An 18,448-nucleotide genomic window follows, 5' to 3' on the forward strand; every position below is an offset into this window, starting at 1 on the left:
TCAACCACCGCCAATGATGCCGCAGCAAATACCGATGCCATATCAATCGCAAATGATGCCACAACAGTATCCATATTATCAAATGCCATATCAACAACAGCAAAATCCGTATTATCAAATGCCACATACACAAGGTATGCCAATAATGCCGCACCAAATGCCAGTGCAACATACTTCAATGCCATACCAACCGCAAGCTGGTAATAATGTTCCACAAATGATGCCAGCAGAAGAAGATTGTGGATGTGGTGAGGAAAGAAATTTATATAGTCCACAGCCAGGTGGGCCATATTATCCTAATTCTCCATATTATCCAACAGCTCAAGTCGCATATGCACCGCAGCCAGGTGCGATGAATTATCAGCAAGATCCACCAGAGATTTTTGGAGAACCACTTGCAGAAGATGAGGAGTAGAGAGAGTTGCGTTAACAATAAAGAGGTCGTGTTAGAAAATTCCTAGTGAAATATTAACAAGTGTAAAAATCTCCTTTGTTACTCACTATAAGAAGGAGCTTTTCGAGAGAGAAGTTCAACCTAACAAGGGGGGTTTTTATATTGAGTAAAAAAATTAAAATTATTGCCGCTTCTTTGTTAGTTACCAGTGCATTAGCTGCATGTGGTACACCTAAGAATAAAAGTGCGATGGATGGGCGCAATGCGAACTACAATTATGAACGTACATCTTATTATGATACACAACCATACAGAAATAATGTAGCACGTACAGATCGATATACAGATTATGTAACATATCGAAATGGAAATAGAGTTACAGATAATGTATATGATCGTCGTAATGATGTTGGATATAACTACTACCGTGATGTAAATTACCACGGTCAAATGGCAAATCCATATCCAACTCGTAACGTTACAATGAATAATTCATACATTAATAATGATGGTAAAACTGCAGAAAGAATTACAAATCGTGTTAAGGGTATGAATAATGTGGATCGTGTTTCTACAGTTGTGCGTGGAAATGATGTAGTTATTGCAGTGAAACCACGCAATCCAGTGACAGATGAAAAGGCAATGGCAAATGAAATCCGTCAAGCAGTTGCGAATGAAGTGAAAAACCGAAATGTATATGTAACAGTAAAAAATGATATGTTTGAACGTGTAGATGCGATGAATACGCGTCTGCGCAGCGGAACAGTTACAAACAATTTAAATCGTGACATATCAGATTTATTCCGAGACGTTCGTGCTGGTCTTACTGGTACAGTGCGATAACAAAAAAAGGGAAAGGTTTACGGCCTTTCCCTTTTCACTTTCATAAATATTAAAATAGCGATGCAGAAAGTCATTCATCAATATCCTGCATACGTTTTTTTTTAATAAAGTAACCAACAGAATAAGAAGCTAAAAAGCATAAGAAGAGAATACTTCCCATAAGAATGCCTTCCCATAGCGGTCTTTCAGGGCTGAAAATAACATAAATAATAGCAAAAATGATTCCTACGATAGCAGAGCGTAAAACAAGTTTGTAATAAAGCGTTAGTTTCATTTCTTTTTCATTTTCTTCTGCATCAATAGAGATTCCCATTTGTAAATAGGCTAGAAGTATACTTGTTAGTATGAATAATAACCATAGTGGAGATTTTGTAATTTGATCTATACCTTCATTGAAGCCAATATACCCTAAGATGCCCATTATACCAATTGATTGAAAGAGAAAGGCAATTCGAACGTTCTTTAAATTTTGAAGGATTAAACGTTCATCTTTTATTCTTTTCAATATACTCACTCCTGTTTACCAGATTTTTCATTGTATCTACATTTATTGTAACATATATGTTGCAATAATCAATTTATATTTTACTTTAATGGTTATAGGAATAAATACTGTTATAAAAAGTTAATAAAATTTTTCTATGTTTAGCTTGCGTTCTTTTTACATTAATGTTATATTAGCAAAGCGATGAGCTAATTTACGTAAGACGAGAGATATGCTTAAGTGCTAAACACGCGGATGTGGCCGCCTGGTCTCTCGCCGTAAACGCATCAAGACGCCTGCTATGTGCAGGCGTCTTTCTTATTATATAAAAGTAAATGACTCATGTAGGTAGGGATTACACCTTACCTGCATTTTTTATTTTCATTAAAAATAACCACCGCTGTTACTATGGATAAAACTTCTATTTCCGGAAAAACTACAAACGGAAGTTTTATTTTGCTTAGAAGAGGTGAGCGGAAATGAAATTCATGATGGTTGCAGTTCAAGTTGTAATCGCTATGTTTTGTTTATATCATGAATCAAGTGTGATAGCTGCGGCTTCTGCATTAGAGGTTACGCAAAAAGAACCTCAAGTTACGATTCTATTAGAGCGTATGTATGTAGATGGAGAGGTAAGTGAGGAAATTTTCACTGAAAAAGTAGCAAATTTAGAACATTTTCTTCAGCAGTATAAAGAATGGCAGCTTGTCGATCGTGATGATACGCAAATTGTACTGCAAAAAAAGGTGGATGATATTTCACCACTACTTAAAACGAGTGGGTATTTTGGTGTTTCCAATGAGGGGATACTGCAAATTTTTAACGGTGTACCAAAAAGTGATAATGCGATTCACTCATTCTTCCAAATTGATATGAAAAAGCTAGAAAGTTATGATCGTGCAAAGCTAAAACGTGGTATTCGTATCAAGTCAAAAGAGCGTTTTGTGAAGACGATTGAGAAAATGAAGCAGTATGCAGTGCAAAATAAGAAAACCAGCAGCTGATGTGAGCTGCTGGTTTTCTTATTTGTTTTTATCTAAAATTTGTTTTGCAATTTCATCAATTAGCATATCTTTGCCGATAGGGTTGAATGCTTTTGTGTTAAAGACTTCATTGCTTACTTCGTAAACATGATTATTTTTTACAGCTTTGTTATCTTTCCAAACAGCACTATTTTTGTAGTCATCGAACACTTTATCTGCTTCGCCACCAAAGTTTACGATAAACATTTGATCAGGCTGGAATGCAACAAGGCCTTCTAATGATACTTGTGCCATCGTCTGTTTTAAATCTGTTCCTTTCGTTGCAGGTAGTTTTAAGTCATTAAAGAGAATATCACCATATCCGAAGCTACCATATACACGGAAGTTTTGCGGTGTTACAGCAAGGAACATAAAGTTTTCATCTTTTGTTTTCTCTTTAATTTTTTTAGATAAGGAATCTGCTTTTTTATCGTAGTCTGCAATCCATTTATCTGCTTTTTTCTCTTCGTCAAATAGCTTGCCTACTTCCTTAAATTTGTCGCGCCAGTTTTCTAAGTTTGTTTCTAGAACAACTGTTGGAGCAACTTTTGCTAATTGATCATAAATTTTCAATTGACGGTTGTTTAAAATAATTAAGTCTGGTTTTAAAGCAGTAACCGCTTCTAAATCAACTTTAGGTGCCCAGTACCAACCAACTGCTTTTACATCTTTCAGCTTTTCTTGCAAATGATCTTGGATTTTATCTTTATACGTGTTAGCTGTACCAACAGGTTTATGACCAAGAAGTAATAGTTCTTCAGATGATCCAGATAAGTCGACAATTCTTTTTGGGTTTGTCGGAATTTTAGCTTCACCTTTTGCATGTTTTACAACTTTTGTTTTCGGTTGTTCTTTTGGCTGTGCTTCTTCTTGTTTAGAAGAGCAACCAACAATGGTAAAAATAACAAGAATGAGAGTAAATAGAATAGATAGATTGCGTTTCACCTTTATGTAACCCCTTTAATTAATATTGATAATCATTATCGTCTTTGTAATATTAATTTGCTTTATGTTGTTCTGTCAATATGAAAAAAATGAAAAAGCTAAATAGAGAACATTTGTTGGGGTAGTCTCGCTTTTCTATCATTAAATATGTTAAAATGGAATACATGATTTGAGAGGGAGAGATCGTATTTTGTTTGAATATGTTACAGGCTATGTGGAATATGTAGGGCCAGAATATGTCGTTCTTGATCATAATGGAATCGGCTATCAAATTTTCACGCCAAATCCATATGTATTTCAAAGAAGTAAGCAAGAAATTCGTGTATATACATATCATTATGTGAGAGAAGATATTATGGCGCTCTATGGATTTAAGACACGTGAAGAGCGTTTGTTATTTACAAAACTTTTAGGTGTATCAGGAATCGGACCAAAAGGTGCACTTGCTATTTTAGCTTCTGGTCAAACGGGGCAGGTCGTGCAAGCAATTGAACATGAGGATGAAAAATTCTTAGTGAAATTCCCGGGAGTCGGAAAGAAAACTGCACGTCAAATGATTTTAGACTTAAAAGGAAAATTAGCTGATGTTGTACCAGATGCGTTTGTTGATTTATTCTCAGATGTAGAACGTTTCGACGAGAAGAAGGGTTCATCAGCTGAGCTTGATGAAGCGCTTGAGGCACTTCGTGCACTTGGCTATGCAGAACGAGAAGTTTCTCGTGTTGTACCGGAGTTATTAAAAGAATCACTTACGACGGATCAGTATATTAAAAAGGCACTTAGTCTTTTACTAAATGGTAAGAGGTGAGTAGAATGGACGAACGTCTTCTCTCAGGAGAATCGGCATATGAAGATGCGGACTTAGAATATTCGTTACGGCCACAGACGCTCCGTCAATATATTGGCCAAGATAAGGCGAAACATAATTTAGAAGTGTTTATTGAAGCAGCGAAAATGCGTGAGGAAACATTGGATCACGTACTATTATACGGGCCACCAGGACTTGGGAAAACGACGCTTGCGAATATTATTGCCAATGAAATGGGCGTTAATATTCGAACGACGTCAGGTCCAGCAATTGAACGCCCAGGAGATTTAGCGGCAGTATTAACGGCGCTTCAACCTGGTGATGTATTATTTATTGATGAAATTCATCGTTTGCATAGGTCAATTGAAGAGGTACTATACCCAGCAATGGAGGACTTTTGTCTTGATATTGTGATTGGGAAAGGCCCATCAGCACGTTCAGTAAGGCTTGATTTACCGCCGTTTACGCTGGTTGGCGCAACAACGCGCGCTGGTGCATTATCAGCACCGCTTCGTGACCGCTTTGGTGTGTTATCACGGTTAGAGTATTATACAGTAGATCAACTATCAGCGATTGTAGAGCGTACAGCAGAAGTGTTTGAAGTTGAAATTGACTCATTAGCTGCTTTAGAAATTGCAAGGCGTGCACGAGGTACGCCGCGTATCGCAAACCGATTACTAAGACGTGTTCGTGACTTTGCACAAGTTCGAAGCGATGGAACGATTGCGATGGAAATTACACAAATGGCATTAGAACTATTGCAAGTCGATAAACTAGGGCTTGATCATATCGATCATAAATTATTGCTTGGTATTATTGAAAAGTTCCGTGGTGGTCCAGTGGGATTAGAAACGGTCTCAGCGACAATTGGGGAAGAGTCTACGACGATTGAAGATGTGTATGAACCATATTTACTACAAATTGGGTTTTTACAACGAACGCCAAGAGGACGAATTGTAACGCCACTCGCTTATGAACATTTCGGAATGGATATGCCAGGGGTATGACGGATATGCCAAAGCTGCTTATTACAGCTGGTATTCTTCTCATTGTCGTTGGAGTAGCTTGGAAGTTCATCGGAAGGCTTCCAGGCGATATTTTTGTGAAAAAAGGAAACGTTACCTTTTATTTTCCGATCATTACATGTATTGTGTTAAGTATTGTATTATCTTTTGTTATGTATATCATAAATCGATTTAAATAGAAATAGGTGGATATAGTTATGGATATTAATCTGTTTGATTTTCATTTACCAGAAGAACTCATTGCCCAAACGCCGCTTGAACAGCGCGAAACATCAAGATTAATGGTGTTAGACCGTGAAACAGGTGATATAGAGCATAAGCATTTTACTGACATTCTTTCTTATTTACATGAGGGTGATTGTTTAGTTTTAAATGAAACGAAAGTTATGCCTGCTCGTTTGCATGGTGTGAAAGAAGATACAGGTGCACATATTGAAGTGCTTCTTTTAAAGCAAGAAGATGGAGATAAGTGGGAAACGCTTGTAAAGCCAGCTAAACGTGTAAAAGAAGGAACTATCATTTCTTTTGGTGAAGGAAAGTTAAAAGCAACTTGCATTGGAACAGCTGATCAAGGTGGCCGCCAGCTTGAGTTTTCATATGACGGTATCTTTTATGAAATTTTAGATGAACTTGGAGAAATGCCGCTTCCTCCATACATTAAAGAAACACTGGAAGACCGTGATCGTTATCAAACGGTATATGCGAAGGAAATTGGTTCTGCAGCAGCGCCGACAGCTGGGCTTCATTTTACAGAAGAATTATTAGAGAAATTGAAGAAAAAAGGCGTTCATTTAGCATTCATTACGCTTCATGTTGGCCTTGGTACATTTAGACCAGTGTCTGCGGATACAATTGAAGAACACCATATGCATGCTGAGTATTATCATATGTCAGAAGAAACAGCAGATTTGTTAAATCGTGTGAAAGAGAACGGCGGTCGTATTATTACTGTTGGTACAACGTCAACACGTACACTAGAAACAATTGCTACAGATCACGATGGTAAGCTTTGTGCGACATCGGGATGGACGGATATTTTTATGTATCCAGGATATGAATTTAAAGCAATTGACGGTTTAATTACAAACTTCCATTTGCCAAAATCAACATTAATTATGCTTGTAAGTGCATTTGCAAGTAGAGAAAATGTCCTTCATGCTTATAATGAAGCAGTAAAAGAAAAATACCGTTTCTTTAGCTTCGGTGATGCGATGTTCGTTGCATCTCATGCTAAAGAAAGAAGTAAATAAAAAGGAGTAAATCTATGACAGCAATTCGTTATGAATTTATTAAAACATGTAAACAAACGGGTGCCCGTTTAGGTCGCGTTCATACACCGCACGGCTCATTTGATACACCAACATTTATGCCAGTTGGTACACTTGCGACAGTTAAAACAATGTCACCAGAAGAGTTAAAGGCGATGGATTCTGGCATTATTTTAAGTAATACGTATCATTTATGGCTTCGTCCAGGTCATGAAATTGTACGTGAGGCAGGTGGATTACATAAATTTATGAACTGGGACCGTGCAATCTTAACGGATTCTGGTGGTTTCCAAGTGTTTAGTTTAAGTGATTTCCGTCGTATTGAAGAAGAGGGGGTTCACTTCCGTAATCACTTAAATGGAGACAAGTTATTCTTATCACCAGAAAAAGCGATGGAGATTCAGAATGCATTAGGTTCAGATATTATGATGGCATTTGATGAATGCCCACCGTTTCCTGCTACTTTTGAATATATGAAAAAATCTGTAGAACGTACGAGCCGCTGGGCAGAGCGTTGTTTAAAAGCTCACGAACGTCCACAAGATCAAGGGTTATTTGGGATTGTACAGGGCGGAGAGTTTGAAGAACTTCGTCGCCAAAGTGCGAAAGATCTTGTTTCAATGGACTTCCCTGGTTATGCAGTAGGTGGATTATCAGTTGGGGAACCAAAGGATATTATGAACCGCGTACTGGAATTTACAACACCGCTTCTTCCAGACAATAAACCACGTTATTTAATGGGGGTAGGTTCTCCTGACTCATTAATTGATGGTGCAATTCGTGGTATTGATATGTTTGACTGCGTACTTCCAACTCGTATTGCTCGAAACGGTACATGTATGACAAGTCAAGGACGTCTTGTTGTGAAAAATGCGAAGTTTGCAAGAGACTTTGGCCCACTTGATCCAAATTGTGATTGCTACACATGTAAAAATTATTCTCGTGCGTACATTCGTCACTTAATGAAGTGTGATGAAACATTCGGAATTCGGTTAACGTCTTATCACAACCTTCATTTTCTGTTAAACTTAATGGAGCAGGTGAGACAAGCCATTCGTGAAGACCGTCTTGGCGATTTTCGTGAAGAGTTCTTTGAACAATATGGCTTTAATAAACCGAATGCTAAAAACTTCTAATACATAATTTAAAAGGAGGAACAAAAGATGAATCCAGGTATGATGAATATTGTCATGATTGTTGCGATGTTTGCGATTTTCTATTTCTTATTAATTCGCCCGCAGCAAAAGCGTCAAAAGGCAGTAGCACAAATGCAAAGTGAAATCCAAAAAGGTGATGCTATCGTAACAATCGGTGGCTTACACGGCACAATTGAATCGGTAGATGACACTACGATTGTTATTAAATCTGGTGGTTCACACTTAACATTCGATCGCAATGCGATTCGTGAAGTTGTGAAGAAGTAATAGTAAAAAGCCCTGCGAATGCAGGGCTTTTTCAATCTGTACGCTTTGACATATTAACGCCGAATATGCCTCCGAGTGTACTTACCCCCATTAACCCAAGTTGATAAAGAAGCTGTGAATTAGATAATGCGTGAGAGAAACCTAAGTAATTAACGAGAAAAACAAGAATGGCAAAGATAAGTCCGGTTGTGAATCCGACGAACCATCCTTTTCCTTGCGCTTTTTTGCCAGCGATAAACCCGGATATGAGCATGGAAAGAAGAGCGAGTATAAAAATGGTTATAGCCAATGTTCCTTCACTTATATCTGTAAACTTTAATAAAAGAGCAATCAACATACTTGTAATAGAAGCCAATATTAATAAAGTGATAATCCCAAATCCGATTGCTGTAGATAATTTTTTCGTTCCATCCATTATGATTCCCCCTTTTTAATACAAGCATATTTTCATTTTTGATAAGTTAGACTAGTTTCTTTTTTATAGGGAAACCTATGAGTAGAAAATGTTTAAAAAAGGAGAAAAAAGTAATGGAATGGCTATCGATAATTGGACGGACGATGCTTTTATATGTTGTGATTTTAATTATCTTTCGCCTTATGGGAAAACGCGAAATTGGAGAACTTAGTGTATTAGATTTAGTGGTTTTTATTATGCTTGGTGAGATGGCTGTGGTCGCAATTGAAAATACAGATAAGTCTCTTTGGCATCAACTTGTTCCTATGGTATTGCTCATGGCTGTACAAATAACTTTATCGATGGTTTCTTTAAAAAATCAGCGTATTCGTCATTTAATAGAAGGTGAGCCAGCTATTATTGTGAATGCAGGAAAAATTGATGAGAAACAGATGCGGAAGCAACGCTATAATATAGACGACTTAATGATGCAATTACGTGAGCAGGGAGTTGGAGATATAAGAGATGTAGAGTATGCTATTTTAGAGCCATCTGGAAAATTATCTGTCTTTCAAAAACAAAAAAGTAAGAAGAGTAAAAATGATACACCGCTGTTTTCGCTTCCTTTAATTATTGATGGGGAAATTCAATATAAACATTTACAGATGATTGAGCATTCGGATGGCTGGCTAGTAGAGAAATTAAAAAACTTAGGGCATAACGATGTGAAAAAAATTTTGTATTGTAGTTTTCAAAATGGACAGTTTTTTGTCGATGTGAAAGAGAAGTAAAGGCTTGCCAGACTAGAGGCAAGCCTATTTACCCAGCTATTTGCGGATAGTGGGGATGGAGAATCCTCTACTGAGTAAAGTTTCACTTTATTTTGAAATCAAAAGTTTACGAACAATAGGAATACGTCGTAATTCTTCTTTACGAATCAGTTTAAAAATAAGAAGAAGCAGAATATAAAGGATAGTGGTTAGTGTAATTTCCCATAATGTTTGTATGCCAAGTGAATGTGAAAAAACAATATATTTATGAAGATAGAATCCGAAAGCTCCTGCAATGGCAATCGTAATTCCCCCGAAAATATAATCTCTCATGTAAATTGTAAATGTAATTTTTTTTAAGACGGTAGCGTAGTGAAGGAATGTTACCGTCACAATGTTAGCGGCAATTGCAAGTGCGACCCCCATCATTTGAAATTCTGGACGTGAAGCGAGTAAGAAAATAACGAGCAGTTTTACAATGGCTCCGATAAACGTGTTCATCATCGCGGCGCGTGCTAAGTTTAAAGCTTGCAAAACAGATGTAAGGGGGCTTTGAAAATAGTGAAATAAAAAGCATGGTGCAAGTAATTGAATGAATGCAGTTGCGCTGTCTGAACCGTACATGAGAGTTAAAACAGGTGAAGCAAATACATAAAGAATAACGACTGACCACCCTCCAGTAATTAAAGAAATGCGGAGCGCTTGTTGCAGACGGTGTTCTACTAATCGATGTTGTTTTTTTGCCATTGCTTCACTAATGGATGGTACGAGTGCTGTAGAAAGCGCATATGTAATAAAGGCTGGCAATGATAAGAGAGGAAATGCATAGCCGTTTAATATGCCGTATTGCTGTGTAGCAACTGAAGCCGCAACACCAGCTAGCGCTAAGCTTTGCATAACGATAATTGGTTCGAAAAAATAAGAGACTGATCCAATTAAGCGACTTCCTGTAGTTGGAAGTGCAATTTCCATAAGTGAATGAAAAGTATGTTTACTTTCTTTGACAGTGTTTAGAAAACCAGTTCGTATAGAAAGATGTTTTTCACGCTGAAATAAAGTAAGTAAGAATAATAAAGAAGCAACTTCCCCAAGAACAGCTGATAACATTGCACCTGCAGCGGCGTATTCAACACCGTAAGGTAAAAATAACCGAATACATACGGCAATAATGGTAATACGGACAACTTGTTCTAACACTTGTGCATATGCGCTTGGTTTCATATTTTGTTTTCCTTGGAAATAGCCGCGCAAAACAGAGGAAACCGCAATAACAGGAACGACAGGTAAAATTGCCATTAGTGGATAGTACGTTCTTTTATCCGTTAATAAAGTTTCAGCTAAGATGGGCGTTAGAAGCATGATGCCGATTGTTAAGATAATACTAATAACGGATGTAACAGCTAATGATACTGTTAATATTCTCTTTACTTTTTGTTTGTCATTTACTGCTTCCGCCTCTGCAACGAATTTTGCAATGGCAACAGGAAGTCCGATTTGTGTTAATGTAATTGCTAAAATAAAGGTGGGGACAGCCATCATGTAAAGACCGACGCCTTCTTCTCCTAAAATACGCGCCATTACAATTCGGTTTATGAACCCGAGAATTTTTGTAATAAAACCAGCTAGCATTAAAATAAATGCACCTCGTAAAAAGCTTTGTCTCGTCATGATCTTCTCCTACCTTCTCAAAATCAATGGAATGATTTACAATAATTTATATGCACGTATGAGACAAGAATGACAAGCATTTAAGAGGATGCGCTTATAAAGTAAGACTTTCATGGGAAAGAGCAGAGCGATAAAACCCTTAAAGACAGTTATTGCTGTCCATTAGAGCGGGATGAAAAGCGACTTTTCGTGCTGAAATCAGAAGGAGATGTGATGGAATGATTGAAAAAGAAGATTTGGTAGAAGCTTACCGCGGACAGTTACAAGTCGTTTTAGAGAGCAAATTAGAAGAATTCCAAATGTTTGGCTATGATCGAGTGACTGTTAATGATATTTGGAAATGTTTAAAAAGTAAAAAGTGGAAAAAAGTAAAAAGTGAAGTTAGATTGTATGAGCTTGTGAATGATGTGCTAACATTAACAGCAAATGAGTACATGACATATTTAACAGTAGAAGCGTATCAAGCGCCACTTTGGTCATTTGAAGAATATGAAAATAAATAACCGACTGTAATTGGTTTGTTCTTCCTTTTGCAGTATAATGATAGGTATTGATAAAGAGGAATGTATATGTCAGAGATTTTAAGTAAAGGAGGTAGGAAGCAGAAGTCATAAAAATTTGTAGTAAGATATAGGTTGCAGCCCAGCGTCTAAAATGTAGAACTGAGGTTTTGCCTATATGGCTAGTATGAAAGTTGAAAATTCACAGAAAGGAAGCCTACTAACTAGACAAGTGCAGAAGTGTAAAGGAATGCCTGTGAATAAACAGAAATAGTTGTTACAGGAAATTGTCTAGCGTAAATGAATGATATGATTTGTTTATGGTTTTAGTAGCAGAAAGAAGGTACATATGGCAAAGCGTGGTACTAGAATCGTCGCCTTTTTTCTCATCGTTTTATTAATCGGTGGAATTATTGGCGCGACAGGAAAAAACATAACAAAAGGAATTAGTCTTGGACTAGACCTTCGCGGTGGCTTTGAGATTTTATATGAAGTAAAGCCAGCGAAAAAAGGTGATAAAATTGATCGAGACGTACTTGTAAGTACAGTAGGTGCTCTTGAAAACCGTGTCAATGTTCTCGGTGTTAGTGAGCCGAACATTCAAATTGAAGGGGAAGATCGAATTCGTGTACAGCTTGCTGGCGTACAAGATCAGCAAAAAGCACGTGAAATTTTATCTACGCAAGCGAAATTAACATTTCGTGATGTGAATGATAACCTTCTCATGGATGGAGCAGATTTAAAAGGCGGAGGAGCGAAGCAAACGTTTGATGAACAAGGGCGACCAAGCGTTGGGCTTACACTGAAAAGTGCTGATAAATTCCGCGAAGTAACTGAAAAAATATCTAAAATGCCTCCACCAACAAACTTAATGGTGATTTGGCTTGATTTTGAAGAAGGTAAAGATTCGTATAAAGCAGAAGCTGCAAAACCAAATCCGAAATTCTTATCAGCAGCAACAGTAAACCAAGTGTTTAATCAAGCTGAAGTTTCAATCGTAGGTGGAAACTTTACGGTTGAAAGTGCGAAACAACTTTCATCTTTATTAAATGCAGGTGCACTTCCTGTTGATTTAAAAGAAATGTATTCAACATCTGTTGGAGCGAAATTTGGTGAACAAGCATTGCAGGAAACAATTTTTGCTAGTGCAATCGGGATTGCTCTTATCTTCCTATTTATGCTTGTATTCTACCGCTTACCAGGTTTAGTAGCGGTCATTATGTTAGGTTTATATATTTTCGTAACATTGCTTGTCTTTAATTGGATGCATGCAGTCCTTACACTGCCAGGTATTGCAGCACTGGTGCTCGGGGTTGGTATTGCGGTTGACGCGAATATCATTACGTACGAGCGGCTGAAGGAAGAGTTACGAATTGGTAAATCGATGATGTCTGCATATCGCGCGGGTAACCACCGTTCGTTAGCAACGATTTTAGATGCGAACATTACAACAATTGCAGCAGCTGGGGTGTTATTCGTTTATGGTAATAGCTCTGTAAAAGGGTTCGCAACGAGTTTAATTGTAAGTATTTTAGTTGGTTTCATTACGAACGTATTCGGTACTCGTTTCTTACTTGGATTACTTGTGAAAAGCCGTTACTTCGATAAGAAAATGTCTTATTTCGGTGTGAAACAGAGGGAAATTATTCCATTGTCAAAAGGTGTAGAACATGCGCCAACAAGATTTGACCGTATTAACTTTGTAAATATCGGTCACAAGTTCTTCTTATTCTCAGTTGTAGTTGTTATTGCTGGAGCAATTATACTACCAATTTTCAAAATGAACCTTGGAATTGACTTTGCAAGTGGTACACGTATGGACTTGCAGTCAAAACAAGCGATTAGTGTAGATCAAGTTCAAAAAGATTTACATGAGTTAAAAATTGATGTAAAAAAAGAGGATATTGTACCAACAGGTGATGACAATAAAGGATTTGCGGTTCGTACAATTGGTGTTTTATCGAAAGATGAAATTGCAAAAGCAAAAACATTCTTCCATGATAAATATGGGACAGATCCGAATGTAAGTACAGTTTCGCCGACAATCGGGAAAGAGATTGCACGAAATGCATTTATCGCGGTTCTGATTGCTTCAGCGGTTATCATTTTATATGTGAGTATTCGTTTCCGTTTCACATATGCGTTATCTGCCGTATTAGCATTGTTACATGATGCGTTCGTTATGATTGTTGTGTTTAGCGTATTCCGATTGGAAGTAGATTTAACGTTTATCGCTGCGGTATTAACAATTATTGGTTATTCTATCAATGACTCGATTGTTACCTTTGACCGAAACCGTGAGTTATACAAACAGAAAAAACGAATTCGTGATTTGAAAGATTTAGAAGAAATCGTAAACTCAAGTATTCGTCAAACAATTGGTCGTTCCATTAATACAGTTTTAACTGTATTGTTCCCAGTTATTGCACTGCTGATCTTCGGTAGTGAATCACTGCGAAACTTCTCACTTGCATTAATGGTTGGATTAGTTGTAGGTACGTATTCTTCTGTTTTCGTTGCTTCTCAAATCTGGCTAATGCTTGAAAATCGCCGATTGAAAAAAGGAAAAGGCAAGAAAAAAGTAGAAACTGAAGTATCTGAACCACAAGTATAAAGGTTAGAACAGAACATATAAAAAGATGATGCCTCTTTACATTAGAGGCATCTCTTTTTTCGTTTGTGGATACAATAAAGCGATACTTCCTTTAGCGTTTTTTGCTAAAGGTTAGTGGAACTAATCGGGGTGTTAGGGACAGTGAAACTTCCTTTAGCGGTTTTGTTAAAGGTTAGTAGAGCCAGTTACGGAGACTAGTGGGAAGTGATGCTTCTTTCATTATTTTTTGTAATAATAAAAAAGGTAGTTTGAGAAAAGAAGGGATTTCAGTTATGGAAAAAGATGAACGTTTTAAACAGGCCGAGTTTGGTGCCATTGTTGGAATCGTTGGAAATATTGTCTTAGCGATTGTAAAAGCGGTAATCGGCTATATTGGGAATAGTAAGGCGCTTTTAGCGGACGCAGTTCATTCAGCGTCAGATGTAGTTGGTTCGTTAGCTGTGTTTTTTGGATTGCGTGCAGCGAAGCAACCCCCCGATGAAGATCATCCGTATGGGCACGGAAAAGCGGAATCGATTTCAGCGATTATTGTTGCAGTGTTATTATTTATTGTTGGGATTGAAATTGCGATTTCTTCTATAAAGGCTTTTACGCAGTACCTTGAACCACCGAAGGGAATTACAATTTTTGCGGTTATTCTTTCTATCGTGGTAAAAGAAGGGATGTTTCAGTATAAGTATCGATTAGGGAAACGGATAAATAGTGATGCAATTATTGCAAATGCATATGAGCACCGTTCAGATGTGTTTTCTTCAATTGCAGCTTTAATCGGGATTTGTGCAGCTATTATCGGCAATAAACTAGGTTTAGATTGGCTTGTGTATGCCGATCCTGTTGCGGGATTATTTGTTTCTCTACTTGTTGTAAAGATGGCATGGAGTATTGGAAGAGAAGCGATTCATACAACGCTTGATCATGTACTTCATGAAGAAGATGTTATTCCGCTAAGAGAATCAGTTCTTCAAGTGGAAGGTGTGAAAAAAATTGGTTCTTTGTATGCAAGAGAGCATGGACATTATGTCATTGTTGATATTAAAGTGTCTGTTGATCCATATATCACAGTGGAAGAGGGACATCGCATCGGGAAACATGTAAAAGAGGTATTGATGAAACAAGATAATGTACAAAATGTTTTTGTACATATTAATCCGTATTCTCCTGATTGATACGAAATAAGTAAATATTCATCTGTTTATGGAGATATTCAATCATAACTAATAGAGTTTGTATCATATTGTCACCCCTTAATCTGTCTTGTATAATGGACAGGTTAAGGGGTGATTTCGTGTTACAACCGAAGACGCGTTGGAAAGAAAAGTCATTTAATGAGGAACTGGTGAGTGAATTAGCAAGTAAATTGCAATTATCACCGCTTGTTACTTCGTTATTCCTCAGTAGAGGTTTAGATACAGAAGATAAGATTGTGGATTTTTTAAATACAGGACAGCAAGAATTTCACGATCCATTTTTGCTTGAAGGAATGGACCTTACGGTAGAACGTATAGGGCAAGCCATTCAAAATGGAGAACAAATTTTAATATTCGGAGACTATGATGCGGACGGTGTAAGTAGTACAACCGTTTTATTTCTTGCTCTTCAAGAATTAGGTGCGGATGTTGAGTTCTATATTCCAAACCGATTTACTGAAGGGTATGGACCGAATGAAGAGGCGTTCCGCTGGGCACACCGTGCGGGATTTTCTCTTATCATTACTGTTGATACAGGTATCGCAGCAGTCCATGAGGCGCAAGTAGCAAAAGAGCTTGGTATAGATCTTATTATTACAGATCATCATGAGCCGCCGCCAGAACTGCCAGAAGCACTTGCGATTATTCACCCGAAGCTAAAGGGTGGTGTTTACCCGTTTCATTATTTAGCGGGCGTTGGTGTTGCGTTTAAAGTAGCGCATGCACTACTTGGGCGTGTACCGGAGCATTTATTAGAAATTGCAGTGATTGGTACGGTAGCCGATTTAGTATCACTTCATGGTGAAAATAGATTGCTTGTGCAGCGTGGATTGAAACAAATGCGAATGACAAAAAATATTGGTTTAAAAGCATTATTTAAAGTAGCAAATGTTTCACAAAGTGAGATTACGGAAGAGAGCATTGGTTTCTCAATCGCACCGCGTATTAATGCAATTGGTCGTTTAGAAGATGCGGCTCCGGCAGTTCACCTCCTTTTATCAGAAGATCCAGAAGAAGCGAAAGAGCTTGCTGAAGAAATTGATGAACTGAACAAGCTTCGAAAAGATATTGTAAAGCAAATTACAGAAGAGGCGATTGCAGAGGTAGAAAACAATTATCTGCCAGAGGACAATAAAGTGTTAGTGCTCGCGAAAGAAGGATGGAATCCAGGAGTAATAGGGATTGTTGCTTCTAAATTAGTAGAACGCTTTTATCGTCCAACAATTGTATTGTGTATTGATCCCGAGAAGCAAACAGCAAAAGGGTCTGCTCGTAGTATTGCAGGATTTGACTTATTTGCAAACTTATCAGATTGTAGGGAATTGTTACCGCACTTTGGGGGACATCCGATGGCGGCGGGAATGACGCTTCATATGAATGATGTGGATGAATTGCGCCGCCGCTTAAATGAACAAGCAGATGCGATTTTAACGTCTGAAGATTTTACTCCGATTACAACAGTTGATGCGATTTGCAAAGTGGAGGATGTGACGCTCTCAGCGATTGAGGAAATGCAGAAGCTCGCACCGTTTGGTGTTGGAAATCCGAAGCCGCGAATCGCAATTAGAGATGCGGAGTTAGAAAGTATTCGTGCCATTGGATCTGATGGTTCTCATTTGAAAATGGCACTTCGTGACGGACAGGCGACGTTAGATACGATTGGATTTGGTTTTGGAGCCTATGCGAAAGAAATTTCTCCAGTTGCTCACGTTTCTGTCGTTGGTGAGGCATCAATTAATGAATGGAATAATTTCAAAAAACCGCAACTTATGATTCAAGATATTGCGGTAGATGCATGGCAATTATTTGATTGGCGTAGTATGCGTAATGTGGAATCGAACTTAGCAGAACTTTCACGAGAAAAAATAACAATGGTGTATTTTTCTGAAGAGGTATTAAATAAATTTTCTTTAGAAGAATATAAAGAACAACTTATACATGCTTCAGAAGTGACTGACCTAGATGGTCGTTATATTGTGTTGCTAGATTTACCAAAGTCAACGGATGAATTACGAGGTTTATTTGAGGCAGGATTCCCAGCGCGAATTTATACGCTGTTTTACCAAGAGAATAATCATTTATTTAGTACAGTTCCAACAAGGGAACACTTTAAATGGTACTATTCCTTTTTACACCAAAAAGCACCATTTTCTTTAAGACAACATGGAGAACAGCTATGTCGTCATAAAGGTTGGTCAAAAGATACAGTAAATTTCATGACACAGGTGTTTTTTGAGTTAGAATTTGTTACAATAAAAGACGGTGTCATTTTTATGGCAGAAGAAATGAAAAAGCGTGATTTAATTGAATCGAACACATATCGTGAGAAAATGAACCATTTACAACTAGAAAAAGAGTTGATTTATAGCACATATCAACAATTATATACATGGTTTGAAACGATTCGTAATCATAAAGAAGTAGAACAGTTAGGGTAAAGGCCTTGTATTTACAGACCTTTTATATCTGAGGAGGATTCAGAAATATGGACTTCAAGCAACATATCGCAATTGTACCGGATTATCCGAAAGAAGGTATCGTTTTTAAAGACATCACACCTTTAATGAACGATGGGCAAGCATACAAAGCAGCAACAGATGAAATCGTTGCTTACGCAAAACAAAGAGACATCGACCTTGTAGTAGGACCAGAAGCGCGTGGTTTTATTATCGGTTGCCCAGTTTCTTACGCATTAGAAGTAGGATTTGCACCAGTTCGTAAATTAGGGAAATTACCTCGTGAAGTAATTACAGTTGACTACGGTAAAGAGTATGGAAAAGATGTTTTAACAATCCATAAAGATGCAATTAAACCAGGTCAACGCGTATTAATTACAGATGACCTATTAGCTACAGGTGGAACAATCGAAGCGACAATTAAGCTAGTTGAAGAGCTTGGTGGAATTGTAGCAGGGATTGCATTCTTAGTAGAACTTACTTACTTAGATGGCCGCAAAATGTTAGACGGTTATGATGTATTAGTGTTAGAAAAATACTAATTATTATATAGATAAAACTACGGCGATAGAAAAAAAGTACCCGTGAATCTCTTGGAGAGGAGCGGGTACTTTTGTATAATTGTACAAAAAAGTATGATGAAATA

The 18,448-nt window shown here is 37.5% G+C and carries 18 protein-coding genes and 1 pseudogene; 15 read left to right on the forward strand and 4 right to left on the reverse strand.

The genetic code is table 11. From position 1 onward, the window contains the following. Positions 1–415: pseudogene (locus tag BPMYX0001_RS18710) on the forward strand (spore coat protein); the annotation flags it as partial. A gap of 141 nt (positions 416–556) precedes the next feature. Further along, the gene (locus BPMYX0001_RS18715; protein ID WP_006096026.1) at positions 557–1,237 is read left to right on the forward strand and encodes a YhcN/YlaJ family sporulation lipoprotein; all 681 of its coding nucleotides are present in this window, start codon (positions 557–559) and stop codon (positions 1,235–1,237) included. 70 nt (positions 1,238–1,307) lie between these two features. Here the strand turns inward: BPMYX0001_RS18715 and BPMYX0001_RS18720 are convergent, their stop codons facing one another. After that, positions 1,308–1,742 (reverse strand): branched-chain amino acid ABC transporter substrate-binding protein, encoded by a 435-nt coding sequence (locus BPMYX0001_RS18720; protein ID WP_033799112.1) that lies wholly within the window; start codon positions 1,740–1,742, stop codon positions 1,308–1,310. Positions 1,743–2,200: 458 nt separating this feature from the next. On the opposite strand from BPMYX0001_RS18720, the gene BPMYX0001_RS18725 reads away from it, so the two are divergent. Next, positions 2,201–2,725 carry a BofC C-terminal domain-containing protein gene (locus BPMYX0001_RS18725; RefSeq protein ID WP_018782982.1) on the forward strand — a complete coding sequence of 175 codons (525 nt, stop codon included), beginning with the start codon at positions 2,201–2,203 and terminating at the stop codon, positions 2,723–2,725. An 18-nt stretch (positions 2,726–2,743) separates the two neighbouring features. On the opposite strand, the gene BPMYX0001_RS18730 is transcribed toward BPMYX0001_RS18725, so the two are convergent. Beyond that, positions 2,744–3,688, reverse strand: a complete 945-nt coding sequence (locus BPMYX0001_RS18730; RefSeq protein ID WP_006096028.1) for an iron-hydroxamate ABC transporter substrate-binding protein — start codon at positions 3,686–3,688, stop codon at positions 2,744–2,746. 190 nt (positions 3,689–3,878) lie between these two features. Here BPMYX0001_RS18730 and ruvA point away from each other — a divergent pair, with 190 nt between their 5' ends. The 6 genes from ruvA to yajC are packed head-to-tail and all read left to right on the forward strand — an operon-like array spanning position 3,879 to position 8,213. Continuing rightward, positions 3,879–4,496, forward strand: coding sequence for a Holliday junction DNA helicase RuvA (ruvA, locus tag BPMYX0001_RS18735; RefSeq protein ID WP_016116459.1), 618 nt, complete (start codon positions 3,879–3,881; stop codon positions 4,494–4,496). Between the two features lie 5 nt (positions 4,497–4,501). Next, the gene (ruvB, locus tag BPMYX0001_RS18740; RefSeq protein WP_003200439.1) at positions 4,502–5,503 is read left to right on the forward strand and encodes a Holliday junction branch migration DNA helicase RuvB; all 1,002 of its coding nucleotides are present in this window, start codon (positions 4,502–4,504) and stop codon (positions 5,501–5,503) included. Continuing rightward, the gene (locus BPMYX0001_RS18745; protein WP_026008581.1) at positions 5,500–5,700 is read left to right on the forward strand and encodes a DUF2905 domain-containing protein; all 201 of its coding nucleotides are present in this window, start codon (positions 5,500–5,502) and stop codon (positions 5,698–5,700) included. Before ruvB ends, BPMYX0001_RS18745 begins: the two co-directional genes overlap by 4 nt. 18 nt (positions 5,701–5,718) lie before the next feature. Continuing rightward, positions 5,719–6,771: a tRNA preQ1(34) S-adenosylmethionine ribosyltransferase-isomerase QueA gene (queA, locus tag BPMYX0001_RS18750; protein WP_003208591.1), complete on the forward strand. Its 1,053-nt coding sequence runs from the start codon at positions 5,719–5,721 to the stop codon at positions 6,769–6,771. A gap of 14 nt (positions 6,772–6,785) precedes the next feature. After that, positions 6,786–7,925, forward strand: a complete 1,140-nt coding sequence (gene tgt / locus BPMYX0001_RS18755; protein ID WP_000125373.1) for a tRNA guanosine(34) transglycosylase Tgt — start codon at positions 6,786–6,788, stop codon at positions 7,923–7,925. A gap of 27 nt (positions 7,926–7,952) precedes the next feature. Beyond that, a complete protein-coding gene (gene yajC, locus BPMYX0001_RS18760) occupies positions 7,953–8,213 on the forward strand; it encodes a preprotein translocase subunit YajC (RefSeq protein WP_006096029.1) in 261 nt (86 codons plus the stop codon). A gap of 31 nt (positions 8,214–8,244) precedes the next feature. Here yajC and BPMYX0001_RS18765 read toward each other — a convergent pair whose 3' ends face one another. After that, entirely contained in the window at positions 8,245–8,628 is a 384-nt protein-coding gene (locus BPMYX0001_RS18765) for a TIGR04086 family membrane protein (RefSeq protein WP_006096030.1), read from the reverse strand. A gap of 113 nt (positions 8,629–8,741) precedes the next feature. Between BPMYX0001_RS18765 and BPMYX0001_RS18770 the strand changes: the two genes are divergently transcribed. After that, positions 8,742–9,398 carry a DUF421 domain-containing protein gene (locus BPMYX0001_RS18770; protein WP_033799113.1) on the forward strand — a complete coding sequence of 219 codons (657 nt, stop codon included), beginning with the start codon at positions 8,742–8,744 and terminating at the stop codon, positions 9,396–9,398. 87 nt (positions 9,399–9,485) lie between these two features. Here BPMYX0001_RS18770 and spoVB read toward each other — a convergent pair whose 3' ends face one another. After that, positions 9,486–11,045 carry a stage V sporulation protein B gene (gene spoVB / locus BPMYX0001_RS18775; RefSeq protein WP_003200453.1) on the reverse strand — a complete coding sequence of 520 codons (1,560 nt, stop codon included), beginning with the start codon at positions 11,043–11,045 and terminating at the stop codon, positions 9,486–9,488. Positions 11,046–11,263: 218 nt separating this feature from the next. Between spoVB and BPMYX0001_RS18780 the strand changes: the two genes are divergently transcribed. The 5 genes from BPMYX0001_RS18780 (at position 11,264) to BPMYX0001_RS18800 (ending at position 18,344) form a co-directional block, all read left to right on the forward strand. Beyond that, positions 11,264–11,548, forward strand: coding sequence for a post-transcriptional regulator (locus BPMYX0001_RS18780; RefSeq protein WP_006096032.1), 285 nt, complete (start codon positions 11,264–11,266; stop codon positions 11,546–11,548). Positions 11,549–11,894: 346 nt separating this feature from the next. After that, positions 11,895–14,159 (forward strand): protein translocase subunit SecDF, encoded by a 2,265-nt coding sequence (gene secDF, locus BPMYX0001_RS18785; protein WP_006096033.1) that lies wholly within the window; start codon positions 11,895–11,897, stop codon positions 14,157–14,159. A 272-nt stretch (positions 14,160–14,431) separates the two neighbouring features. Then, positions 14,432–15,325 carry a cation diffusion facilitator family transporter gene (locus tag BPMYX0001_RS18790; protein WP_018765899.1) on the forward strand — a complete coding sequence of 298 codons (894 nt, stop codon included), beginning with the start codon at positions 14,432–14,434 and terminating at the stop codon, positions 15,323–15,325. A gap of 119 nt (positions 15,326–15,444) precedes the next feature. Further along, complete coding sequence (gene recJ / locus BPMYX0001_RS18795) at positions 15,445–17,784, forward strand: single-stranded-DNA-specific exonuclease RecJ (protein WP_006096035.1); 2,340 nt, start codon at positions 15,445–15,447, stop codon at positions 17,782–17,784. A 47-nt stretch (positions 17,785–17,831) separates the two neighbouring features. Next, positions 17,832–18,344, forward strand: coding sequence for an adenine phosphoribosyltransferase (locus tag BPMYX0001_RS18800; RefSeq protein ID WP_003200465.1), 513 nt, complete (start codon positions 17,832–17,834; stop codon positions 18,342–18,344). Positions 18,345–18,448: the final 104 nt, after the last annotated feature.

The organism is Bacillus pseudomycoides DSM 12442, from assembly GCF_000161455.1.
In the GTDB taxonomy this organism is placed as follows: domain Bacteria; phylum Bacillota; class Bacilli; order Bacillales; family Bacillaceae_G; genus Bacillus_A; species Bacillus_A pseudomycoides.